We start from the raw sequence: 22,713 nt of genomic DNA on the forward strand, positions 1-22,713 counted from the left end.
CAAAACTTTGCGGACGCGACCCAGAGTAGTGTAATAGTACCTTAGGTTTTGACGGTCGCCATGAGTACCCTCGGCAAGGATTTTCAGAGAAAGTTTGGAAAGCAGATTCGAGCCCCCCTCGCAGCAGTTGCATCGCTCTGGCTGCCTGTGCTGCTGCTGGTAGGGCTGGTCAGCCTGCGGTGTCTCTTGGCTGGCAACATGGGCCAGGTGAATGAAACGAACATCCTCCCCTTTGCCCGCCAGCAGGCTAATCCAAACTGGCTTCCCCAGGACTGGTATCTGAATCAGCCCCCTGGCTATCGCGTTCCGTTTATTGCGATCTTTGGACGCATGGCGGATGCGTGGGGGTTCCTGCCTACCTCGATCATTGGCAGACTGCTGGGCTACACAGGGTTATCGGCAGGGCTGGTCTTCCTCAGCCGTCGCATTGGGCTGAGCCTGCCGCTGCTGCTGCTGTCGATGATTCTGTTCCTCTATGTCAATACGGGCCTGAGCGGCGCGTCGGGGGCACAGGGCACGGTTTCCCGCGAGTGGCTATTTGGCGGCATCGAGCCGAAAATTCCGGCCTACACCTGCATTTTGTTTGCCCTTGGGCTGCTGCTGGAGGGGCGCATCGTGCTGGCGGGGCTGCTGCTGGGCGTGGCGACTTCGTTTCATACGCTGGTGGGCGGCTGGGCCTTCCTGGTGGCGATCGCCTGGCTGGGGCTGTGGCGGCGTGATCTGCTCCGCAATCTGGGCAATGTCCTCAAAATGCTGGCTCTGTACGCGGTGGGCGCGGTGTTTTCGATTCGCCCCGTGCTGCAACAGTTGACCACGCAAACGCCGGAGGGACGCTTTTCAGAATCCTTCGTTTACGTGTTTATCCGCACGCCGCATCACCTGAACCCGCTGTCCTGGGACGGGGGCTGGTGGCTGAAGCCAGTGATGCTGTTGGCGATCGCCCTCGGAAGTGCCGTTTTACTGCACCGCATCGCCAAACAGCGGCGACAGTTGCACACCCCCCATTACCAGGCGCGGATGGGCCTCACTGCGTTTCTGCTGTGCAGCCTGATTCCCTTTGTGGCTGGACTGCTGGCCGCGCCCTTCGACACCGAAGGCAAGTTCTTGCAATACTACCCGTTTCGGTTTGGCGATATTATGCTGCCGCTGAATGCCTGCCTGCTGGGGTGCTGTGCGCTGGAGCAGGCCATGAGCGGGCGATCGCCCGTTGGATCGTTCAGTCAATTGCACGGTGAATTACCCAATAGATTGCCCAGTGAATTACCCAATAGTGGTGCAAGTGCAACTGGGCAAGCAGCAAAACGACTGCGGCGCGTGAGTTTGTGGATTGTGGCGGCAGTCTGTGCAGCGCAGGCGGTTGTGTTTGTGCAGCAGGCGATCGCCCTGCAAGACTTCCCCAGTCGCGCCCAGCGCATCGACCGGGCCGGCAAGGAATTGTGTGAATGGATTCAGCAAAACACGCCCCGCGATGCCATCTTCGTGACACCGCCCGTGGAGTTGGACAACTTTCACTGGCTGGCAGAGCGGGCAACGATTGCTAAATTTAAGCTCGTGCCACCCGCTTCAGTCGGGATTGCCGAATGGATTGACCGTTTAACTCGCTTGAGTGGCAGTGTCGATCCGTGGGTGGGGATTCAGCGCGATCGCAACAACAGTCTGGACATTCAGCGGCGGATGACACAAGGCTATCGCAACCTGACCACCGAGCAGGCGATCGTTCTGATGCAGACCTACAGCGCCGCCTATTTTCTATCCAAAGGGTCACCCAAACTCGATCTTCCCGTCCTGTACCAAAACGAAGACTACACGCTCTATGCAGCACCCAATGCGGCTGCCCAACAAGGCGCTCAGGTTCCGCCGCCGTAGGATCTTCGGCTGATCGCCACTCCATCAGGGTCTCTATGCACACTATCGAAACGCCAGGTTCTGTCAGTCAACTCCTATGCCCAAAGGTTCCGACTTGGCTCCGCTATGCCGTCATTGCGCTACTCATCGCGGGCATTTTCTTCCGCTTCATCAACCTCAGCCAGAAGGTGTATTGGACAGACGAAGCGCTGACCTCGCTGCGATCGTCGGGGCATACCAAAGTGGAGTTTGTGGAGGAGCAGTTTACGGGTACAGTAATTTCGCCCGAAACGGTGATGCGCTATCAAAGCCTGGAGCCAGAAAACGGCTGGGGGCACACGCTGGCGGCGCTGATGAGCAATGCAGAACACACGCCGCTGTACTTTTTGGGCGTGCGCGGATGGATGCAGTGGTTCGGCAGCGGGTCGGGGGCGGTGCGGGGGCTGTCGGCGGTGTTTAGCGTGCTGGCCTTGCCGTGTGTGTTCTGGCTGGCGCTGGAGTTGTTTCAGTCGCAGGTGGCTGCGTGGGTTAGCTTGGGGCTATTTGCCATCACGCCGCTGCATATTTTGTATGCTCAGGAGGCGCGGCCCTATAGCCTGTGGACACTGTGCATTGTGCTGTCGAGTGCGGCGCTGCTGCGGGCGATGCGGGTGCGAAGCTGGCAAAGCTGGTCGATTTACGGGCTGAGCGTGGCGCTGGGGTTGTATACACAGCTTTTGTTTGCCCTGGTGGCGATCGCCCATGCGCTCTACATCCTTGGTGTTGAGCAGGTTCTGCAAAAGCGGCGGCTGACGGACACTGCTCGTGCCTACGCGCTATCGGCAGGCGGGGCGCTGCTGTCGCTATTGCCGTGGATGGTGCTGCTGGTGGTGCGGGCCGACCGCATTCGCGACACGACGGCTTCTCTCAACGAGGTGACCTCGTTTGACCATTTGATTAACCGTTGGTTTTTGGGCCTCAGCCGCTCTTTGGTCGGCATCGACTTGGCCGCCGCGAATCTGCTGCTGGTGCTGCTCGTGGGGTGGGCGCTGGTGGTGCTGTGTCGCCAGACGGTGCCGCGCTGCTGGCTGCTGGTGCTGCTGCTGGTGGCGGTGCCGTTTTTGGGGTTGGCGCTGCCGGATGTGCTGTTGGGCGGCAGGCGCACGGTTCGCATTCGCTACCTGATCCCGTCTTACGTTGGGCTGCAACTGGCGCTGGTGTATCTCTTTACTAGGGCGATCGTTACCCAGGCGAGCGGGCAGTTGCATCGCTGGCAACCCTGGTTCTGGCGCGGCGTGCTGGGTGCAATGGTGGCGATCGCCCTCAGCAACACCCTCGACAGCGCCAACTCCGATCTGTGGTGGAATAAGAGCATTTCCCGCAGCGCCTACTATCTTCCCGTGGCAGAAATGATTAACCGCGAGGCCAAGCCGCTGGTGATTGCCGATCGTCATCCCAGCGCCATCCTAGCCTTTAGCCGTCGGCTCGATTCCCATGTGCGGCTGCAACTGGTGGGCGATCGCGCTCGCTTTCAGGTGGCACGGGGCTATAAACCCGTCTTTTTGCTCAATCCCTCCGAAAAATTGCGAACCGTTCTGGAACGCCAGGGCTATTGCCTCAAGATGGTCTACCGCGATCCCCATGCTCCCGATGCCGAGGCCGACCGGCTCTGGCGCATTCAGCGACCCGCCAAGGCGCAGCCCCTCCAGCAAAAACCCGCCTCAGCCCCGGCGGATCTCCCGCGCAACGCTGAGGTATTGTCCGAGGAAGGGTAGGCCGGCGATCGCCGGAATGAAGTAACGCGATGTACACAGCACCCCCAGCGCCGCCGCCGTTGCCGCATTGAAATAGGGTGCATAGAACAAAATGAGCGCTGCATCCCGCGTGCCCACGCCCGCAAACGTCAGCGGCAGCAGCCCCGCCAAAATCGCCAGCGGCGACAGCGCCAGGTTCGTGACAAACGGCACCCACGCCCTCAGCGCCAGAATGAAAAACCAGATTTGCAGCAGGTGCAAAAACCAGATGAAAATTGATATCGCCGAGATTTTTGCAAGCCGGGGGCGATCGCCCCAAAAATAATCGTGCATCTCCTGCCAGGAATGGCTTAGCGTCACCAGCTTTTTGCCCATCTTTTTCGGCGCAATCCGCTCTGCCTGTCGGAAGAAAAACTGGGCAAAGCGCGGCCAGCCCAGCAGCAGCAGCCCCAGCACCAGCCCACTCAGCACGCTCACCGTCATCACCCAAAACAGCCAGTCCTTTTGGGGATAGAGCAGCAGCCCAAACACGCACCACAGCAGCAGCGACAGCATATCGCAGGCTTTTTCAAACACTACCAGCGACAGCGCCAGGAAACCTGTCAAATGCCCGCGATCGCGCATGAAATAGGCCTTGGCAATATCCCCCATCTTCGACGGCAGCACCATGTTCAGTGAACTTGCCGCCAGAATCAGTTGGTTTGCTTCCCAAAAGCTGAGGCGGGCGGGATCAGGTTTCAAATCCCAGGGATCGGGGATCAACTCAGGCTCTGGCTCATAACCCTTACCCCCCGTCCCAGGCATCAGCATTTGCAGCCGTCCCGCCGTTAGCATCGTCAGCGGAATCACCATGCCCAGGCTGATGGCCATCCACGGGCGATCGCACTCGCGGAACACTCCGATCAGCCCAGAAAAGTCAATCTTCCAGTAAATCAGCAGCAGAATCACGCCGCTGACGAGAATCGAAACCAGTCTTTTCATGCGTGCCTTATCATGCCTTGTCTAGCGGCAGCGTCTTGGGCGCTGATGCGACGAAGTTCAGTCATACCGCAGCGCTCAGGCCCGCTTGATCCCGCTTGATTATGACATGAGCAGTTATCAGGTTTTGCGCGCGCATTTTGCACACGCACCGCCACGACTGGGAAACCGTCAGAATCCTATGGCTTGCTGGGCTAAGCGGCGATCGCCCTTGCTAACAACTCGTTAGTTAAGGCAGCTTGCTGGAGTTGAGGCAGCTTGCTGGGCTAAGCGGCAATCGCCCTTGCGCCAATAAAGCTGGAAAACTTATCCATCAGGTCAGGATTGCGCCACCCTTTCGCCGTTTCTTCCATCATGATCTTCAGCGCCTCTTCGGGTGAAAAGGCTGATTTATAGGGACGCTCGCTGGTCAGCGCGTCGTAGATATCGATCAACTGGAAAATCTGAGCCAGGTAGGGAATCTCATTGCCCTTCAGTCCGTCTGGATACCCCGACCCGTCCCAGCGTTCATGATGATGGCGGATAATGGGAACCACTCCCTGCATCGTTCGCAGCGGTTGGCAGATGCGCTCACCAATCAGCACATGCTGGCGCATGATAATCCATTCTTCGGGAGAAAGCTGACCCACCTTAAGCAGCACTGCATCCGGAATCCCGACCTTGCCAATGTCGTGCAGATAGCCGCCCCACATCAGGTCGCGCACTTCCGTCCGCGAGAGGCCCAGAAACTCGCCAAACGCCTTGCCCAGTTGCACTAGCCGCTCGCAGTGGTCGCCCGTGTTGGGATCTCGACTCTCAATCGTGCGGGCAATCGAAAATAGCACCTGCCCCGCATGATCCAGATCCTCATTCAGCCGCTTTTGGCGCACCAAAGAATTCACGCGGGCCGAGAGTTCTAGCTGATCAAACGGCTTCGACAAAAAATCATCGCCACCGGCCTCAATGCCTCGCAAGCGGGCGCGGCGATCGTTTAGTGCAGTGACAAAGACGACCGGAATCAGGCGTGTATGCTCATCCTGCTTGAGCTGGCGGCAAACTTCGTAGCCGTCCATTCCTGGCATCATCACGTCCAGCAGAATCAGGTCTGGATTAGCCTGCGCCACGCAGTCCAGCGCGGCAGTGCCGCTGTCTGCCTCTAGCACGTCGTAGCCTTCCACTGACAAAAGCGCAACCGCTGTCATGCGGCTTGATGGGTGATCATCTACGACAAGGATTTTAGGCTTTTCAGAATCAGAGTAGTTCACAGGAAGATCTCGCTTTCGCTCGCTGGAGGGGCTAGGAAGATTTTGGAGCGCAGATTTTCTATGTGTCGATCTTGAGGAGGGCGCTCGAATAGCTCATAATTACTTCAGTATGTTGAATGACTGAACACCAGAGATCAGGCTTTTTACGGAGATTTTCTGCATTTAAGGCTTAACAATCCCGCCGGGGAGGTAACAGAATTTATAGTCTTAGACTGGAGAGTTAGACCAAGCCTAAATGTAGTCTATACAACGCTGAATTTTCCCAAATCAGAGGATTAAAGGGTTTTCGGGGTTTACTGCAACACCAGGAAACAGCCGAGAGGCGCTCCCTCTCTCTGGAATTAATTAAAAAACTGACAGGATTTACGCACTTGTGGTAGGTTTCCTGGGTTTTGGACGATTTCTCGCGGGCTGCGCCCGCGAGAAATCGTCCAATTGCGTAAGTCCTAACTGATTAAAAAACCAAATGAAAGCGGCGAGAACGGCAAGAATAGCAAATCAATGTATCGCAGTCTTGAATGACTTCTAAACCACGAATCTTCATTCGCTTTTCTAGCTGGAATCGTTTTTAATGCCTCAGGGTGACCAGAGGCTAGTGAGAGATTAACCACTTGTATTTTAGAGCTAATTTGTAAAGGAGCCTGAAAGCCTTGTTAATCAAGGATTTCCGAGAAACCGCTTTTCCTGGGCAAGCATGACCTCAAAGCCACACATCTGACTGCCTGACACATCTCTGGAAACCCCTGATTTCTCGTAGGGGACGCTGGCCCAAAAGCTCCTCTGACCAAGCCCTCCGGCTGCAACTCAGGAGCTATGGGCTTCGATCCCAAGACAACGAATTTTCTGGGCTTTCGGGACTTGTGTCAGGCAACCAGGCCACACATGCCAAGAGTTTCAGGCTTCTTAAGATTTGCTTCATAAATTAGCTCTTAGAGATTTCTTCTAAGTATTTGCAGCGGTGACCAGTGGTAGCGGATTTGTGGCGGATATGCTGGTGGCATCGGCAACTGGGGCGATGCTCTACGCCCGTTTCGCTTTACCTGTGCCCTGCCTACAGCCCAATGTACCCACACCTAGTCCGTGCCCAACCGAATTTACCTTAACCAGAAAATATACCTTGAATGGCTGAAGAGATTTCACAAAGGATTTCACAAAGGGTTTCACAAGGGGTTTCACAAGGGGTTTCACCCGATCCCGTTCCTAACCCTGCTGCTGTCGTGACCGCAGACTGGCTGTTGGATCATCTGGATGATCCGGGCGTGGCGATCGCCGACTGTCGGTTCTCGCTGATGGAGCCAGACTTGGGGCGGCAGCAGTATTACCAAGGCCACATTCCGGGTGCGGTGTATTTTGACCTGAATGCTGACCTGTCGGGGCCCGTGCAGCGCCACGGCGGCCGCCATCCCCTGCCCCACCCAGACGCTCTGGCGCAAACCCTGGCGGCAGCGGGCATTACCCGCGGCGAAACCTGGGTGATTGCCTATGATGACTCCCGTTTGGGCTTTGCGTCTCGGTTTTGGTGGCTGTTGCGGTATCTGGGGCATGATCGGGTGGCGGTGCTAGACGGTGGCTTCGCGCACTGGCAGGCGGCAGGATATCCTGTGACAGCGGCGACTGCGCCCAGCACCCCACGGCAGGCAGGGCAGTTTGTGCCTGCGTTACGCCCAGAGATGGTAGTGGATATTGAAACGGTGAAGCGGCGCAAAGATCGAGCAGGCGTGGTGCTGGTGGATTCGCGGGAGGGCGATCGCTATCGAGGAGAGCGCGAACCCATCGATCCGATCGCGGGGCATATTCCTGGCGCGGTCAACTATCCCTGGCAGGGCGTGACAGACGATCGGGGCAGGGTACTCTCCGTTGAGGTGCAGCGTCAGCGCTGGCAGGATTTATCCAAGACCAAGACTAATGCCGATACCAATGCTGATACCAATACCGATACCAACGAGATTGATGAAGTGGAGGAGATTATTGTCTACTGCGGCTCTGGCGTGACGGCTTGTGTCAACCTGCTGTCGCTGGAGATGGCAGGGCGGGGCAGCCAGAGCAAGCTTTATGCTGGAAGCTGGAGTGACTGGTGTTCGTATTTAGTTGATGAATCGGGAACGCCACCGGGGTAGAAGCGGGAGAGCGGGCGATCGCCCCCGTGGCTCCGCTGTCATCGCCTCCAGCAGTTGCATCCCCCGTGCAGCTTGAGCTTGTCTCTGTGTCTCAGGGCTGAATCTTGGCGCAAAGCTTGAGGAATCAAGTGATTCTGCCAAATAGCTGAAAAGACCGTGGGATGAGCCTTTCTGGAGGCTGACCGCAACCGTAAAGCTGATTCAGCACAGGACATTCCTGTGCGTTGAAAAACAGCGACGCTGGGCGCAGTTGCTATACTGAGAGCATTTATCAGCCCCTAGTTCTCCAAAAGTTTCTAAATTTATGCCGCTCAGGAATCTCCGCCGGAGTAGATTGTGCCTGCTTTGTGCGATGCCTGACTTACGTTAAGCAATAGACTCTAATTCTCTAAGCTCCCTAATTTTTAGGTTCTAACTTCTATGTCATCTGTTAGCCGCCTTTCGATTTTTGTTGATGGGAACAATATGTTCTACGCTCAACAAAAAAATGGCTGGTTCTTCGACCCGCGACGAGTCCTGGATTATTTCACAAACGACCCCGACGTTGAGTTGATCAACGCTTTCTGGTACACGGGGCTGAAAGATCCGCAGGATCAGCGTGGGTTTCGAGATGCGCTAATTAGCCTGGGATACACCGTGCGAACTAAAATTTTGAAGGAGTATTACGACGACAACTCCGGGCGCTATTCCCAGAAAGCAAACCTGGATGTGGAAATCGTGATCGATATGTTCAACACGGTCGATCAGTATGACCGGGTGATCCTGTTTAGCGGCGATGGCGACTTTGAGCGGGCGATTGAACTGCTACGCTCTAAAAGCACCCATATTACAGTTGTGTCTACTGAGGGCATGATTGCCCGCGAACTGCGAAATGTGACGGATAAATACATTGACCTCAACGATATCCGCGACCAAATCGAAAAAGTGGATGGCTGATCAAAGTGGACCATTGCACCAGTTGAAGCCTTCTCTGGTTGTGGGTTCTGGGCGATCGCAGACTCGACGGAACCTCCAGATCAAGTCCCTCCGGCAGGGATCTTGAACAGCCTTCTTGAACAGCCTTCTTGAACAAAACTATTGAACAGACGGGCACCTCGAAAAATTCAGATCCTCTTGAGAATAGCTACGAGAAAACAAGGGTTTCAGGCTCCTAAGATTCTCAATAAGGCAATTAATCGAGGTGCCCAGACTTCTTAAACAAACCCCTTTAATAGCGTGTGAGGCGTGGTGCAATGGATCGATCTAAAGTGGTAGCGGTGATTACAGGGGCGATCGCCATTTTGCTGAGCATTGCCTACCTGCTGATCGTGCAACTGCTCGACTGGCGAGGCGAGATGATCCCTGCACCCGTCGATCTCTCAGCCCTACCGTTCGCCCACAGCAGCGGCTGGGTGGCGCGGATGATCTCCTGGACGGCTTCGTTGGGTGGACGGCTCCTATGACGGCTCAGCCTGCGAATTTTTCTGCGGAAAGCGTGTCTGCTGCAAGCCTGCCCAAGCCAGTACCCCTTCGACCGACCGTGAATCTGACAGTGTTGGGGGCTGGAGCTTGGGGCGGCACTCTGGCCACGCTAGCAGAGCGTAATGGGCATCGGGTGCGGCGCTGGTCGCGGCGGTTTCATGCGCCCATCGAAGACAGCCTAATCGGGGCTGAAATTTTGGTGTCTGCGATGTCGATTAAGGGCGTGGTGGAATTGGCACCGCGTTTGGGACAAATCGGAATAGACCCGGCGACTATCCTAGTCAGCGCCACCAAAGGGCTTGATCCAGAAACCGGGCGCACGCCTACCCAACTCTGGCGGGATGCCCTGCCGCAGCAGGCGATCGCCGTCCTCTCGGGCCCCAACCTGGCCAAGGAAATCATGCAAGACCTCCCGGCAGCAACGGTGGTGTCCAGCAGCGACGCGGCGGCGGCGCAGTTTGTGCAGCGGGTGTTTGCCTCCGAGCGCTTCCGGGTCTATACGAATACCGATCCACTGGGCACTGAACTGGGCGGCACGCTAAAAAACGTGATTGCGATCGCCGTGGGCGTGTGCGACGGGCTGAAACTGGGCACGAATGCCAAATCTGCCCTGATTACCCGCGCCCTGGCAGAAATCATTCGCGTGGGCACCTATCTGGGCGGCGAAACCGATACATTTTTTGGACTGTCGGGACTGGGCGACCTGCTGGCCACCTGCAATAGTCCCCTCAGCCGCAACTATCAGGTCGGCTATCAGCTTGCCCAGGGGCTTTCTCTGTCGCGGGTGCTGGCAGACCTGGAAGGCACGGCCGAAGGCGTGAATACGGCCAATGTCCTCTTTGATGTGGCCCAGCGGGAGCAAATCCCCATGCCCATCGCTCACCAAGTCTATCTGCTGTTAAATGAGCAAATCACGCCGCAGCAGGCAGTGGAAGCGCTCATGGAGCGGGATTTAAAGTCGGAAGATTAGTGCAAAGAGCAAAGACAGGGAGGGTGACCCATGCCAACGTCAGTCGTTCGTCAGCTTGTGGTGCAGCCCATTTCGGTAGAGGCGTTTCGGCCGTTTGGGCAGGTGATTTTTGCCAGTCCTGATGGGGCGCGGTTTGGCCCCGATGATGCTCAGCTTTGTTTGGATCGGGGCATTCCTCGGTTTTACATCATGCGGCTGCACCAGCGAGGCCGGCAGTTTTCTCGGATTACGCGCCATCGGCAGTGTACCCAATGTCTGGGGTCGCTGGAGGGCAAGGATTGGCTGATTGCGGTTGCGCCGCCGTCGGAATTGGATCAGCCGGAACTGGAGGCGATCGCCGCCTTCCACATTCCGGGCACCTGCTTTATCAAGCTGAACCTGGGCACCTGGCACGCTGGCCCCTACTTCGACCAGGACACGGTGGATTTTTATAACCTGGAACTCAGCGATACCAACCTCATCGACCACCAGACCCACGACTTTCGCCAGAGCCACGGCATTCAGTTTGAATTGGTGGGCTAATTTCTCGATTTTGGATTTGCGATTTTGGATTTCCGATTGTGTGATTTGCGGTTCACAGTGACGTAAATCACGCGATCGCCCTGTCACAATCACCCAGTCGGGTTTGCCCATGTCACTGGCTGGAAGGGTTGCACCCCGCATACTAGACGGTATAGACACCTAGCTAACAACCAAGCTCCTCGCCTAGCCAGAACGTCTATAAACCTCCTGAATATGCTCCTCAAAGCCACGCCGCAAGGGTGGCTTTTTTGTTGGTGGTTTGTTAGCACTCCGTTGCTGGCTTTCCAAACGGGTACATCCCACTTTGGGAACCCTCACCCTAAATTCCTCTCTCAGAGCGGGAGAGGGACTTTGAATCCGGCTCCCCTTCTCCCAAAACGGGAGAAGGGGTCGGGGGATGAGGGCGAATTTGCATCACTGGGATACATCCTTCCAAAGCCGCATATCCAAAATCAAGAACCTACGCTACGTTCCAAACCGTCCCGGACTCAGACCCTCCAGCAGTGGATCGGGCTGTTCCACCAGGTGGCGGGCATAGCGGCGGGCCAGGGGCGGCATGATCGCAAAGGGATTGCTAAACCCAGAGAAAAGATGCATCCCCTCCACGCCCGGAACCGGCCCCACCAGCGGCAGGCGATCGCCACTAAACGCCACAGGACAGCGACTCCAGGTTCCCGGAACCTCCTTGAGGCTGGGCAAGAACCGCCCCACGGCCTGGCGTAGCGCAGACTCGCTGGCCGCCGCATCAACCTCCGGCTCCAAGCTGCTAATCATGCGCGTCACCTGACCAATCCGAATCCGCCCGTCTTTGAACTGGATCACGCCCTCGTCCAGAATGGGCGGCACGACTTCCTGATTGGGCTGATTCCACCGCGCATCTGCTGCACCGGCCGCGGCCTCCTGCTCAAAGCGTTTTAGCGCAGCAGGCATAATCAGCGTGTGCGTCTGAGTCGGCGTATTTGGCGGTGTTTCAATTAGCTCTGCCTGAGAAAAGTAGATCCGCACAGACAGCCCCGCCTGCCGCAGTAGGATGCGACTCCATCCCCCCGCGCTGACAATGACTCCGGTCGCGCTCAGCGTTCCTGTTGGGGTTGTGATGCCCGTCGTGCGATCGCCCTCCCGCACAAAACCCGTCACCTGCGCCAGCCGCATCTCGCCGCCTAGCCGCCGAAATGCCTGCTGATAGGCCAGGGTTGTTGCTTCAGGGCTGACGTGGCCGTGCGTGGTGTGCAGCGCCCCACCCAAAGCCGCCGGGTTCAGCAGTGGCTCCAGTTCGCAGGCAAATTCTACGCTGATGGGCTGCGGCGGAATCCAGCACGAGCGATAGGACTGGGCGATCGCCCCCACATCTTCCCCTGGCTCGATCACCAGCACCAGGTCTAGTTCACGAAACTGCGTGTCTCCCTCCAGCTCGTCCGACAACTGGCGATGAATCTCAATTCCTTCCTGGCAAAGCTGCTGAGCCAGGGGAGTATTACCCGACCAGTAGGCAATCCCACCATAGCTATAGCGTGTTCCATTCTTGGGCGCAGCAAACTGCTCTAGCAGCAGCACAGAACTCCCCAGTTTGACTAACTCGTAGGCCAGTGCCGATCCAGCAACCCCGCCCCCAACCACAATCCAGTCATACGTTGTCATGTGCAGTCCTGATCTTTCCTAATCTTTCCTAATCTTTGTAGAGTCCTGGTAGCGTCCGTTGAATCCACATTCTGGCTTTTCAGAGTAGCGCGAGTTTCTCCAAACGCAAAATTCAACGCGCAAAACTCAACGCGCAAAATCAGGATGCAACCCGATGAGTTCAAAGGGATACGTTCTACTTTTGCGGAAATTCTGTATCTGTGCTTAGCACAATCATTATTTTTGCATAGCACAACATTCAGGATATGACAGGAAAAACAGTGTTTCTGAAATAAAGCGTTACGCCATCCTGCGGGCACGGCCAGAGCAGCATCAGCATCCGCAAATTCTGGATGCAATTTCTAACAAATCGCAGAGATCACCTGACTGTTAATTCGTACAACTCGATACCAGTTTTGCGTCTTAAATGATACAAATTTTATCGCCTGAGCAATCTATTTTTGCCTATGACTTGCAAATGCCAGATTTTAGTCACAGCGCAGAGAGCAGACACTCCAAACTCTATACAAAATATTTAAATCTCGCCTTGACAGAAGCAAATCAAGAAGCAAATTAATTGATGTTCAAAGCGTAAACTCTCACGACGAAGCTTGTAACATTTTCTTTAGAAGTCTTGCACGTCCATTAATTATGTTCAACAATGATAAGTGGAGGACAAGACTAAGCATTATCTTGCGTGATTGATTCTTTGGTTGACTCTTTGGTTAATTGTGAGATTGATCTCGATTGAACTAAACCGTATTTTTATCTGTCAATCAGCCGTCTATCAACTAGCCTTCTATCGGCCAGCTAAGTCGATTCATTCTGAAAAACTTCTATCCTTCATCCTTTCTTATCCTTTTTCATCTTCATTGGAAATAGTCTGATTCTGGAATAGTTCAAGTCTAGGAAGTCAAATTTTTCTGACTAAGACTGCGAAATTAAGAACGCAAGACTAAGCTTGTGAGTCTTGGACTGCTGGGGTTCGGCTAGAGAGGGCAGTAATTCGTGTTCTTTAGAATCTTCCTCAGGGACGACCTCTGAAAATTCGATTGTGTTTCTCTAGAAACTTTTCAGGTTTTTGTTGAACGCTAGACTTAAAGAGAAGGTTTTAGAAACATGCCGTTAAACACATAACACATATTTAGACGCATTAGACGCATTTCTTTATCGACCTAACCGATTGAAGTAATGCTCGGCGAGAGCTAAAGAAACTTACTCGGATAGCTTCTTCAGGCAGATCTGAATCCTGCATTCCTCGTTGTCTGTATTTCTCACTTCATAATCAAGCGCTCCTTATAAAGCCATGAACCTTTGCCCTTGCTGCTCTGAGCCTTTGTTGCGCCATGCGCGACACAATCGTGTCTACTGGTTTTGTACGCACTGCTGGCAAGAAATGCCAAACCTCGCAGATGTAATTCAGGCGCGGCAGCAAGTTCAGCTTGCTGCACCTGTGGCGTTGAGCCTGCGAACCAACCGCGTGCTTCAGTCGGTGTAGCCCAATCTGTGTCATGTTGCGTTGTGCCTGTCGTAATTCTGCGTCGCAATCTGCATGACTATCTGCACCACAGTCCGCGTTATCAGCGGCGGCGACGAGTTTGATGTATCATGCCGAAAAACTACGATTAAACTAATAGGCGGGCTTCCGGTTTTGGGGGCCCGCTTTTGGTTGGGGCTTTTTGATAGACGCTTGGTTTTTAATTTAGAGCGATCGCCCATTGGGGCAGGGTGAGGGGTTGCGCGATGAGTCTGCCGATCATTTTTGATATTACGCTTGGGGTTATTTTCCTATTTCTTATCCTCAGCTTGCTGGCTTCAGAACTTCAGGAACTCCTCGCAACGCTGCTGCAATGGCGGGCCGACCATCTCAAAAAGTCCATCGAGATTTTGCTCACGGGTAATGCAGAAGAAGTCAGCACTTATCAAACCTTTATCGACAATTTGTACAGCAGCCCGTTGATGCGATCGCTCAACCAGGAAGCAAAAGGAACCCTGCCCCTATTGTTTCGCCGGGTGTCTCGCAATATCGGGGCGCTCTATCGCAGCGTCACGGGCGCTCGCAATGTGTTTGGCAACCAGTTCAGCGGACCTTCCTACATTCCATCCAAGACGTTTGCCGATGCGCTCCTCCAGCAGTTGGATGTCGAACGCCTGACTCAAAAAATTAGCGACTACACTATGTGCCGATTGGGCGAAGAAAAGCTGGCGCTGGTAGAAGATATCCTCAAATCGCTCCGCAACAGCGTCGGCGACGACTCGCTTCTAGAAGCGGAATTTGAAGGGCTGCGGCAGCGACTCCGAAACATTCGCGACGACTTTCGCAGCAACCGGATTTCGCTGTCTCGAAGTATGGATCTGGCGACGGAGCAGATTCGCCTGTTTATCGACAGCACCGAGGCGTACCTAAAGAACAACCACCATTGTCAAGACATCATCCTGGGGCGGCTGCCCTACCTGAAACAGGCCGTGCAAATGAAAAAACTGGAGCCGACCATTGGCGAGGTGATGGCGCTTGTCCTGAACAATCGCAGCAATTTGCCTGCCGAGCTAGAGGATGCAGTGATTCAGGTGCGATCGCGCATCAGCCAGCTTCCTCCCCATCTCAAGCAAAACCTGATCATCCTGGCAAACCAGGCGCAAATGCGGTCAGACGGACTCCAGGACGGGCTACGCAAACTGGAGCAAGAAGTAGAGAACTGGTTCAACCGTTCGATGGATCGAGCATCCGGCGTTTACAGACGCAATGCCAAAGGGGTGGCGATTATTTTGGGCATTTTGCTGGCAGCGGCGACCAATGCAGACACGTTTCTTGTGGTCGATCGCCTGTCGCGAGATTCGGCGATTCGGGCTGCGGTGTCCGAAAGCGCCAACCAACTCCTGAGCCAGTCGCCCCAAGCGCCCACCCGGTTTCGTGAAGCCTTCTCCACCACTGGACAGCCATTGCCAATTCCAAATTCTCCCAGTTTTGGCGAGTCCAGTTTTGGCACGCTGGAACCCGGCGCATTGCCGCCGGATACAACGCCCATCTCACCCAGCGCAGCAGCGCCCAACCTTCAGCGAGAACTGGCAGACGTTCGCGATGCGGTCGATACGGTGCTGGACGATATCCCTTTACCCATCGGCTGGAACCGGCGCAACCGCTTGCAACAGTTTCCGCCCAATACCAGTCTGTTTATTTCGATTCCCAAGCGGATTTTGGGCTGGCTGATTACAGGAATTGCGATTTCAATGGGGTCATCTTTCTGGTTTGACCTGCTGAGCAAGGTGGTGCGTGTCCGCAACGCTGGCACACCATCTTTCCCAAATGACCATCGTGTTGAATAATCTTCACAGAGTACCTTGTCGCGTATTTTGTAAAGCGTACTCCGTAACTTTTTGTCTAGGCGTGTTGTCTAGGTAGATTGTCTAGGCTTGCAGCCAGGTTGCCTTCAGGATGCCCGAGGTGGTATGACGACTTCTTTTTCTTCGCAAGATCCGAAATTGATGCATCCAGTTGATGGGCATCCGGTGGATACGCATCCGGTTGAGGGGCGACTAGAGGGGCAGCTAAGGGAGCAGCTAAATGGGGCAGAGAGCTACACCGCTGCACCAGCCCTCTCGGTGGTGGTGCCGATTTACAACGAAGTGGAGAGCCTGCCCCGGCTGATCGAGGCGATCGCCTCCACGCTCCAAGCCAGCGGGATGGACTACGAAATCGTCTGCGTTGATGACGGCTCCAAAGACGGCTCCACTGCCCTGCTGAAGCAACTAGCACAACAGCGCACCGACTTGCGGGCCGTGCTGCTGCGGCGAAATTATGGCCAGACAGCCGCCATGGCCGCGGGCTTTAACCATGCGCGGGGCGCGGTGATCGTGACGCTGGATGGCGACTTGCAAAACGACCCGGCCGATATTCCCATGCTCGTGGCCAAGCTCAACGAGGGCTATGACCTGGTAAGCGGCTGGCGCAAACATCGGCAGGACGCAGCGCTGACCCGGCTGCTGCCGTCTAAAATAGCCAACGCGCTGATCGGCTCCGTCACGGGCGTAAAGCTGCATGACTACGGCTGTTCCCTCAAAGCCTATCGGACAGAGGTGGTGGAAGACATGAACCTCTACGGCGAACTGCACCGCTTTTTGCCTGCCCTTGCCTACATCGAAGGGGCGCGAATTACTGAAGTGCCCGTGCGTCATCATGCCCGCCAGTTTGGCAAGAGTAAGTATGGGCTGGGGCGCACGGTTCGCGTGGTGATGGATCTGTTCACCATTGCCTTCATGAAAAAGTTTCTGACCCGCCCGATGCATGTGTTTGGGCTGTGGGGGCTGGTGTTGATGGGTACCAGCACGCTTGTGGGACTGTATCTGGGCTTTCTCAAGTTTGTGCGGGGGCAAGACATTGGCGATCGCCCCCTGCTGATCCTCGCGGTTGTTCTTTTCTTGGCTGGGGTGCAGTTGTTTTGCTTTGGGCTGCTGGCAGAGCTGCTGATGCGAACTTACCATGAGTCCCAAGGACGACCCATCTACCGAGTGCGCGAGGTGGCCGGGCCAGGGTCATCGCCTCCTCTGCGACAGCCGCCGAACTAAACCCAGACGTGCTGCATTCAAGCCTCTCTCATAGCCTGTCTACAGCCTGTCTTTAGAAGATAATCAGAAGATAATCCCGGTGGAGTAGATGAGTTCCTTCAATCATGCGTCTGTCCCAGAGCAGAATAGCAGCTACGTTCAACCCAATCTGCTGGGGTTAGTCAGCAAGCTGTCGCTCTATGCCCGCAAGCGAATGGTGCGATCGCTCCTCGATCTGGCCCGGCCCACCCCCGACACTACAGTACTCGATGTCGGCGTAACGCTCGATCGCCGCGAAGACTGCAACTTTTTTGAAAAGGCCTATCCCTATCCAGACCGCATCACCGCCGTTGGGCTAGAGGATGCATCCTTCCTCGAACAGGAGTTTCCGGGCCTAAAGTTTGTCCAGGCAAACGCCCTAGATTAGCCCTTTGCCGATCAGAGCTTTGACCTGGTGGTGAGCTTTGCCGTCATTGAACACGTCGGCAGTCGGGCACAGCAGCGAGCCTTCGTTCAGGAACTCTGCCGCGTCGGAAAACAAGTCTATATCGCCACGCCCAACCGCTGGTATCCGGTGGAATTTCACACCATCTTGCCGCTGATTCACTGGCTGCCGGCCCGCTGGTTTCGGCGAATTTTGCGGCTTTTGGGACACGATTTTTGGGCAAAAGAAGCCAACCTCAACCTGCTGACGCTCTCGGAGTTTAAGCAACTGTTCCCGCCCGACCTGACGCTCTACTATCGCCCGACCCGGCTGCTGGGCTGGGTGTCGAACCTGTCGCTGTTCGCCGTTCGCCGTTGATTTGGCTCAGTCAGTGTCTCAAACCATACGCACAAGCCCTGGCAACCCTCCAACTGCCCCTTCATCCCTTAAGGAGACGGCGCGGGCGTTTTGAGCTTGGGCGTTTTGAGCTTGGGCGTTTTGAGCCTATAGGGAGCCATCAAATATTTACTCACCTGAATCGGCTCGCCGACTTTCACCAAACACAGTCCAAACTGCTGCATTTCCCTGGGAAATGGATCGTCGGCAGCGCTCACCGCCTCCAGCCACTTTCCCTTGACTGCATAAATCGTCGGTGCAGCGAGGGCACGCCGAGTGCAGCGGGGACAGCGGGGACGGGAAATTCTGGTCAATCGCTCCTGAGAATTGCTGAGCGGGGAGTCTGCATCGCAGGCGGCTTTCCAGTTGACACTTGCGGGAGTACAGTCCAGGTTTGCGGGGTCAACCGCGCAAAACAGATAAGGCCCCCCAGGCTGGGCGATAAAGGCGGCGGGTGCAAGCGTCTGAAGTGGCTGTAGGCGAGCGATGGTGGAGGGCGGGCGCTTGAATGACAGCACGTTTGGCAGCGTTAGGCTGGATACCAGCGCCGTGCCCAGCAGCAGCAGCCCCAAGCGGCGAAACCAGGGGCCGCTGAGGGGCTGCAAAAAACTGAGCGCTGCTAGCCACAGCAGCAGATAGACGGGCACAAAATATCGCAGGCTGACGCGATTGTGATAGACCCAGGCGAGGCAGAGGAGCGCGGCAAAGCTGAGAACTGCGGCAGCAAGGAAGTAGGAGAACCAGGGCGAGAGTCGGAGGGCGTGCGATCGCCCCTTCATCCACAGGTACCCCATCGTTGCCACGCTGCCCAACACCAGAACGGCATGAACCCCCAGCAGCGGCCCGTGCTGAAAGGTAAGGGTTTCCCAGGCGGCGATCGCCAGGTGCGTTGTGGCGGCCCAGATCTGGTCGGGACTGCTCAGGGTGCCATAGTTCTCATTGCGGCGCATTGCCTGACTCTTGGCAAAGGCGATAAACCCAATGCCGGCCAGCGAAGTCAGCCCCAAGGCCAGCAGGTCGAGCCGGGATAGCCCCATACGCTGCCAGAAGGTTTGGTTAGCAGTTTGGTCAGCAGTTTGGCTAGCAGTTTGGTCAGCAGATGTGGGGCGATCGCCCAGCCGGATCAGCACCAGCACGACGGCCAGACAAAAAAAGATCAGCGCTGAAAAGTCGGAAATCCAAATCGCCAGAAACGCGCAGAGGGCGATCGCCGCCAGGGTCAACGGATGATTTAATGCTTCGCCGGGTCTGGACTTGGTTAGCAACTGGCGGCCCAACAGCAGCGCAGCGCCAACCATCAGAAACTGCGCCCTGTAGGGATGGGCGGGCAGCACCAATTCGACAAAAGAGTCGAGCGGCAAAAACCAGACCAGCGCCAGGATGATGCTGATGAGTGGCTGTTTGAAGAATCGGGCAAACATCCAAAAGCCCGCGATCAAAATCGCATACTGAACGATTGAAATCGCCACTACCGGGCGCAGCGGTAGCAGGGTCAGCAAACCGTGCGCCAGGATAGGTTCCAGGCTGCCGAGGCGATCTTGTCCCCAGTAGTAAAAATCGGCGGGCAGTTGCAGATCCTCTGCCATCAGCACATGGATTGCCTGATCAGAGTTAAGACTGGGCGAATAGTATGCCGAAAAGTTCAGACCCGACAGGATGGCAATCAGCGTGCAGAGGGCGATCGCCCAGAGCCACTGGGTTTTGAGGGTCCAGAATTGTGCGAGTCGGGGGGTTGAGCGGGGTATCGAGCGCTGCACCGAGGATTGCGTTGGGAAACAGGTTTTGAGCGCCAAACTAGGGCAGATCTGATTTTCGCACCAGCTTTTTAGCTACGGTAGTCAGTATGAGTCAAACTGTAGGCCAAAACTTGAGGCAGGTTGCCCTAGACGCGCTGCGGGATGTAGAGCGGGGCGCATTTGCCGATGCGGCGCTGGACAAACGGCTGCACCGGGGTGATCTGTCGGAGCGCGATTGCCGCTTGGCCACCGAACTGGTCTACGGCTGTGTGCGGCGACAGCGCACCCTCGATGCCCTAATTAGCCAACTGGCCACAAAACCCGCCGACCAGCAGCCGCCCAATCTGCGACTCATCTTGCATTTGGGACTTTATCAACTGCGCTATCTCAGCCACATTCCCCCCTCGGCGGCAGTCGATACAACCGTAGACCTGGCCAAGGGCAACGGCTTTGCAGGGCTGGCGGGTTTCGTGAACGGGCTGCTGCGGGGGTATATTCGACAAGCCGCAGAGCGCGAGGCGGGTGACCCGCTGAACCTGCCAGCCGACCCGGTTTCGCGCATCGGCATTGCACACAGTATGCCCGACTGGATCGTGCAGCAGTGGATCGCCCAATTTGGCGAAACTGATGCTGAGCAACTCTGCAACTGGTTTAATCAGCCGCCCAGTATTGACCTGCGGGTAAATCCCCTGCGGGCTTCGGTAGAACAGGTGGAGGCCGCCATGCAGGCGGCGGACGTAGCCGTGGAACGGTTGACGGGCTTTCCCCAAGCGCTGCGGCTGCGAAACCATCGGGGCGCAATTCCAGCGCTACCGGGCTATGCAGAGGGCTGGTGGTCGGTGCAGGATGCCAGCGCCCAGCTTGTGGGGATGCTGCTCGACCCGCAGCCTGGGGAAACGGTGATCGATGCCTGCGCTGCGCCGGGCGGCAAGACGACGCACCTGGCAGAACTGATGGGCGATCGCGGCGTGGTTTGGGCGGGCGATCGCAGCGCCAACCGCCTCAAAAAAGTGCTGCAAAATGCCGAACGACTGCAACTCACCAGCATCCAACTCTGTCCTGGCGACAGCCGCACCCTCACCCAGTTCCCCAAGCAGGCAGACCGGGTGCTGCTGGATGCGCCCTGTTCGGGACTGGGCACGCTGCACCGCCATGCCGATGCCCGCTGGCGGCAAACCCCCGACTCTGTGCAGGAGCTTTCCCAGCTACAGGCTGAACTGCTGCACCGCGTCGCTACCTGGGTCAAACCGGGCGGTACGCTGGTCTATGCTACCTGCACGCTGCATCCTGACGAAAACGAGCGCGTTGTGCAGGATTTTCTGGCCGCCCAGCCTCAGTGGAAAATCGACCTGCTGCCCACCGATCATCCCGCTATCCAGTTTCAACAGCCGCAGGGCTGGCTTCGCATTTTGCCCCATCAGCACGACCTGGATGGCTTTTTTATGGCAAGACTGATTTCCAGCGACCGCACCCTGCCTGCTGGCAATCCAGATCAGGGGGATATGGCAAAATAACGTCGATCTCGGTGCGAATCTCGGTTGCGTTTGACCTGCACTGTTACGATTAACAGATAGTGAATGATTGTTGCGGCAGGGTATAGCTGAGCGTTATGGTTGAACGTCCTATCAAAAAATCTGAGCGTCAGACCCAGGAAGCGTCTGAGACTACTTCTAGCACTCCATCCGGCGGCAACAAGCCGCGCCCGGTTAAAAAAGGCGAACGTACAGGTGGAGATGAGTCGCCGCGTGAGCGATCGGATGATTCCCGATCGGGCGATCGCCAGCGTCGCAAGGGCAAAGGCGGGCGTGATCGAGACGATCGCCCCTCGCCCTCGGTTAGCCCTGCCCTGATGCGCGGGCCCAAGCCAAGCCAGAAAAAAACCGTTGAAGAGCCGCCGCCAGAGGAAATCGCAGCCGAGGACGCAGCACTAGAAGCAGTAACAGCAGAAGTTGTCGCCGAAGAAGCTGTCCCAGAGGAAGTCGTTGCAGAGGTGGCTGAAGCGCCTGCACCTGAGCCTGCTGCGGAACCGGAACCTGCACCGGAACCCGCTGCCGAAGCGCCTGCACCGGAACCCGAACCCGCTGCCGAAGCACCCGCGCCCGAACCAGAATCCGCTGCTGATCCGGAACCCGCTGCCGAAGCGCCTGCACCGGAACCCGAACCTGTTGCCGAAGCACCCGCGCCCGAACCAGAATCCGCTGCTGATCCGGAACCCGCTGCCGAAGCGCCTGCACCGGAACCCGAACCCGCTGCCGAAGCACCCGCGCCAGAGCCGGAACCTGAACCTATGCCGGAACCTGCGGCCGAAGCACCCGCGCCAGAGCCGGAACCCGAACCTATGCCGGAACCTGCGGCCGAAGCACCTGCGCCCGAACCCGAACCTATGCCGGAACCTGTGGCAGAAGCGCCTGTTGATGAAGAAACTGCGGAGCCTGAGGCCGCTGCCGAACCGGAAACCTCTAAGGCATAGTTAGGGATTAGCTTAGGGATTGGCCAGAGTTATGACGGATTCTAAGGCGATCGCCCTCACCTGCGACCAGGCCCATCGCCTGCTCAAGCAGTTCGATTGTCAGACTGCTGCGTCTGTGCAGTCGGCTGAAGAAAAAGCGAGTCTCCGTGAAGCGCTGAGGCTGGTCGCACAGCACTCGGATTACCAAATGCTAGGGGTTTGCGCCAGTTCTCAGGCAGAAGGTTGGGCTGCTCTAGAACAATATGCGATCGCCCTTGGCTATGCACCCCAGCCGCCAGCGGTTTCGCTGGAAGGCCCGGTCTATCTCAAGTTCAATCCCAAATCAAGCCTGTGCTACGTAGACACTTATCCTGGTGAGCATCGCGGCGTGCTAGTTTCCTGTCAGTCTGCTGATCCCGACGACATCAACGACCTCTATGGGCATCTACCCCTAGATTTGTGGGATTAGGGTTAGGACTTACGCAGTTGGACGATTTCTCGCGGGCTGCACCCGCGAGAAATCGTCCAAAATCCTAGAAAACTTATCGTGCGTAAGTCCTGAAGGTTTGGGGTTGAGGGTTGGGTCTACCAGTTAACCCTGCCCTCTGATTCCCCTGACTCTTGCCCAAAAAAAGCCTCGGCGGAGAATTATGCCGAGGCTTTTCTATTCAACGGGTCA

General features: G+C 56.3%; 19 protein-coding genes. 15 read left to right on the forward strand and 4 right to left on the reverse strand.

The genetic code is table 11. From position 1 onward, the window contains the following. Nucleotides 1-60 precede the first annotated feature (60 nt). Together JTM80_RS09080 and JTM80_RS09085 are read left to right on the forward strand one after the other, a co-directional pair. Entirely contained in the window at nt 61-1,866 is a 1,806-nt protein-coding gene (locus tag JTM80_RS09080) for a DUF6798 domain-containing protein (protein WP_172358389.1), read from the forward strand. A 35-nt stretch (nt 1,867-1,901) separates the two neighbouring features. Next, on the forward strand, nt 1,902-3,599 hold the full coding sequence (locus tag JTM80_RS09085; RefSeq protein ID WP_205371021.1) for a glycosyltransferase family 39 protein: 1,698 nt from the start codon (nt 1,902-1,904) through the stop codon (nt 3,597-3,599). Here the strand turns inward: JTM80_RS09085 and JTM80_RS09090 are convergent. Together JTM80_RS09090 and JTM80_RS09095 are read right to left on the reverse strand one after the other, a co-directional pair. After that, nucleotides 3,546-4,559: a lysylphosphatidylglycerol synthase transmembrane domain-containing protein gene (locus JTM80_RS09090; protein ID WP_205371022.1), complete on the reverse strand. Its 1,014-nt coding sequence runs from the start codon at nt 4,557-4,559 to the stop codon at nt 3,546-3,548. The two genes, JTM80_RS09085 and JTM80_RS09090, sit on opposite strands and share 54 nt — an antisense overlap. 263 nt (nt 4,560-4,822) lie before the next feature. Beyond that, nucleotides 4,823-5,800, reverse strand: coding sequence for a two-component system response regulator (locus tag JTM80_RS09095; RefSeq protein WP_172358386.1), 978 nt, complete (start codon nt 5,798-5,800; stop codon nt 4,823-4,825). Nucleotides 5,801-7,017: 1,217 nt separating this feature from the next. On the opposite strand from JTM80_RS09095, the gene JTM80_RS09100 reads away from it, so the two are divergent. The 5 genes from JTM80_RS09100 (at nt 7,018) to JTM80_RS09120 (ending at nt 10,870) form a co-directional block, all read left to right on the forward strand. Further along, nucleotides 7,018-7,917, forward strand: coding sequence for a sulfurtransferase (locus JTM80_RS09100; protein ID WP_225906808.1), 900 nt, complete (start codon nt 7,018-7,020; stop codon nt 7,915-7,917). Between the two features lie 420 nt (nt 7,918-8,337). Next, nucleotides 8,338-8,853: an NYN domain-containing protein gene (locus JTM80_RS09105; protein WP_172358384.1), complete on the forward strand. Its 516-nt coding sequence runs from the start codon at nt 8,338-8,340 to the stop codon at nt 8,851-8,853. 296 nt (nt 8,854-9,149) lie between these two features. Then, a complete protein-coding gene (locus tag JTM80_RS09110) occupies nt 9,150-9,359 on the forward strand; it encodes a hypothetical protein (RefSeq protein ID WP_172353202.1) in 210 nt (69 codons plus the stop codon). After that, nucleotides 9,356-10,348 carry an NAD(P)H-dependent glycerol-3-phosphate dehydrogenase gene (locus JTM80_RS09115; protein ID WP_172358383.1) on the forward strand — a complete coding sequence of 331 codons (993 nt, stop codon included), beginning with the start codon at nt 9,356-9,358 and terminating at the stop codon, nt 10,346-10,348. The genes JTM80_RS09110 and JTM80_RS09115 overlap by 4 nt, the downstream gene beginning before the upstream one ends. Nucleotides 10,349-10,378: 30 nt before the next feature. Next, nucleotides 10,379-10,870 carry an ureidoglycolate lyase gene (locus tag JTM80_RS09120; RefSeq protein ID WP_172358382.1) on the forward strand — a complete coding sequence of 164 codons (492 nt, stop codon included), beginning with the start codon at nt 10,379-10,381 and terminating at the stop codon, nt 10,868-10,870. A 465-nt stretch (nt 10,871-11,335) separates the two neighbouring features. Here JTM80_RS09120 and JTM80_RS09125 read toward each other — a convergent pair whose 3' ends face one another. Next, on the reverse strand, nt 11,336-12,508 hold the full coding sequence (locus JTM80_RS09125; RefSeq protein WP_205371024.1) for an FAD-binding oxidoreductase: 1,173 nt from the start codon (nt 12,506-12,508) through the stop codon (nt 11,336-11,338). Between the two features lie 1,285 nt (nt 12,509-13,793). Here JTM80_RS09125 and JTM80_RS23450 point away from each other — a divergent pair. The 5 genes from JTM80_RS23450 (at nt 13,794) to JTM80_RS09145 (ending at nt 17,831) form a co-directional block, all read left to right on the forward strand. Beyond that, nucleotides 13,794-13,985: a hypothetical protein gene (locus JTM80_RS23450; protein ID WP_068509894.1), complete on the forward strand. Its 192-nt coding sequence runs from the start codon at nt 13,794-13,796 to the stop codon at nt 13,983-13,985. Between the two features lie 245 nt (nt 13,986-14,230). Beyond that, nucleotides 14,231-15,811: a hypothetical protein gene (locus JTM80_RS09130; RefSeq protein ID WP_205371026.1), complete on the forward strand. Its 1,581-nt coding sequence runs from the start codon at nt 14,231-14,233 to the stop codon at nt 15,809-15,811. Nucleotides 15,812-15,970: 159 nt separating this feature from the next. Beyond that, entirely contained in the window at nt 15,971-17,050 is a 1,080-nt protein-coding gene (locus JTM80_RS09135) for a glycosyltransferase family 2 protein (protein WP_205371028.1), read from the forward strand. Between the two features lie 88 nt (nt 17,051-17,138). Then, nucleotides 17,139-17,456 carry a hypothetical protein gene (locus tag JTM80_RS09140; protein WP_205371030.1) on the forward strand — a complete coding sequence of 106 codons (318 nt, stop codon included), beginning with the start codon at nt 17,139-17,141 and terminating at the stop codon, nt 17,454-17,456. Between the two features lie 27 nt (nt 17,457-17,483). Next, nucleotides 17,484-17,831 carry a hypothetical protein gene (locus JTM80_RS09145; RefSeq protein ID WP_205371032.1) on the forward strand — a complete coding sequence of 116 codons (348 nt, stop codon included), beginning with the start codon at nt 17,484-17,486 and terminating at the stop codon, nt 17,829-17,831. Nucleotides 17,832-17,899: 68 nt separating this feature from the next. Here JTM80_RS09145 and JTM80_RS09150 read toward each other — a convergent pair whose 3' ends face one another. Then, nucleotides 17,900-19,606 carry a hypothetical protein gene (locus JTM80_RS09150; protein ID WP_172358378.1) on the reverse strand — a complete coding sequence of 569 codons (1,707 nt, stop codon included), beginning with the start codon at nt 19,604-19,606 and terminating at the stop codon, nt 17,900-17,902. A gap of 86 nt (nt 19,607-19,692) precedes the next feature. Here JTM80_RS09150 and JTM80_RS09155 point away from each other — a divergent pair, with 86 nt between their 5' ends. From JTM80_RS09155 to JTM80_RS09165, 3 genes are all read left to right on the forward strand, one after another. After that, the gene (locus tag JTM80_RS09155; protein ID WP_172358377.1) at nt 19,693-21,099 is read left to right on the forward strand and encodes a 16S rRNA (cytosine(967)-C(5))-methyltransferase; all 1,407 of its coding nucleotides are present in this window, start codon (nt 19,693-19,695) and stop codon (nt 21,097-21,099) included. A gap of 95 nt (nt 21,100-21,194) precedes the next feature. Next, nucleotides 21,195-22,055 carry a hypothetical protein gene (locus tag JTM80_RS09160; protein WP_205371034.1) on the forward strand — a complete coding sequence of 287 codons (861 nt, stop codon included), beginning with the start codon at nt 21,195-21,197 and terminating at the stop codon, nt 22,053-22,055. A gap of 31 nt (nt 22,056-22,086) precedes the next feature. Continuing rightward, nucleotides 22,087-22,503 carry a DUF1824 family protein gene (locus JTM80_RS09165; protein WP_172358376.1) on the forward strand — a complete coding sequence of 139 codons (417 nt, stop codon included), beginning with the start codon at nt 22,087-22,089 and terminating at the stop codon, nt 22,501-22,503. The last annotated feature ends 210 nt before the right edge of the window (nt 22,504-22,713 follow it).

Origin of the sequence: Thermoleptolyngbya sp. PKUAC-SCTB121 (assembly GCF_016919485.1) — a bacterium.
Lineage (GTDB): Bacteria > Cyanobacteriota > Cyanobacteriia > Elainellales > Elainellaceae > Thermoleptolyngbya > Thermoleptolyngbya sichuanensis.

Coding starts and splice junctions, on each gene's coding strand:
- JTM80_RS23450 (WP_068509894.1), top strand. CDS start 13,794: ATGAACCTTTGCCCTTGCTGCTCTGAGCCTTTGTTGCGCCATGCGCGA.
- JTM80_RS09165 (WP_172358376.1), top strand. CDS start 22,087: ATGACGGATTCTAAGGCGATCGCCCTCACCTGCGACCAGGCCCATCGC.
- JTM80_RS09090 (WP_205371022.1), bottom strand. CDS start 4,559: ATGAAAAGACTGGTTTCGATTCTCGTCAGCGGCGTGATTCTGCTGCTG.
- JTM80_RS09125 (WP_205371024.1), bottom strand. CDS start 12,508: ATGACAACGTATGACTGGATTGTGGTTGGGGGCGGGGTTGCTGGATCG.
- JTM80_RS09130 (WP_205371026.1), top strand. CDS start 14,231: ATGAGTCTGCCGATCATTTTTGATATTACGCTTGGGGTTATTTTCCTA.
- JTM80_RS09110 (WP_172353202.1), top strand. CDS start 9,150: ATGGATCGATCTAAAGTGGTAGCGGTGATTACAGGGGCGATCGCCATT.
- JTM80_RS09120 (WP_172358382.1), top strand. CDS start 10,379: ATGCCAACGTCAGTCGTTCGTCAGCTTGTGGTGCAGCCCATTTCGGTA.
- JTM80_RS09115 (WP_172358383.1), top strand. CDS start 9,356: ATGACGGCTCAGCCTGCGAATTTTTCTGCGGAAAGCGTGTCTGCTGCA.
- JTM80_RS09085 (WP_205371021.1), top strand. CDS start 1,902: ATGCACACTATCGAAACGCCAGGTTCTGTCAGTCAACTCCTATGCCCA.
- JTM80_RS09080 (WP_172358389.1), top strand. CDS start 61: ATGAGTACCCTCGGCAAGGATTTTCAGAGAAAGTTTGGAAAGCAGATT.
- JTM80_RS09160 (WP_205371034.1), top strand. CDS start 21,195: ATGGTTGAACGTCCTATCAAAAAATCTGAGCGTCAGACCCAGGAAGCG.
- JTM80_RS09105 (WP_172358384.1), top strand. CDS start 8,338: ATGTCATCTGTTAGCCGCCTTTCGATTTTTGTTGATGGGAACAATATG.
- JTM80_RS09140 (WP_205371030.1), top strand. CDS start 17,139: ATGAGTTCCTTCAATCATGCGTCTGTCCCAGAGCAGAATAGCAGCTAC.
- JTM80_RS09155 (WP_172358377.1), top strand. CDS start 19,693: ATGAGTCAAACTGTAGGCCAAAACTTGAGGCAGGTTGCCCTAGACGCG.
- JTM80_RS09135 (WP_205371028.1), top strand. CDS start 15,971: ATGCATCCAGTTGATGGGCATCCGGTGGATACGCATCCGGTTGAGGGG.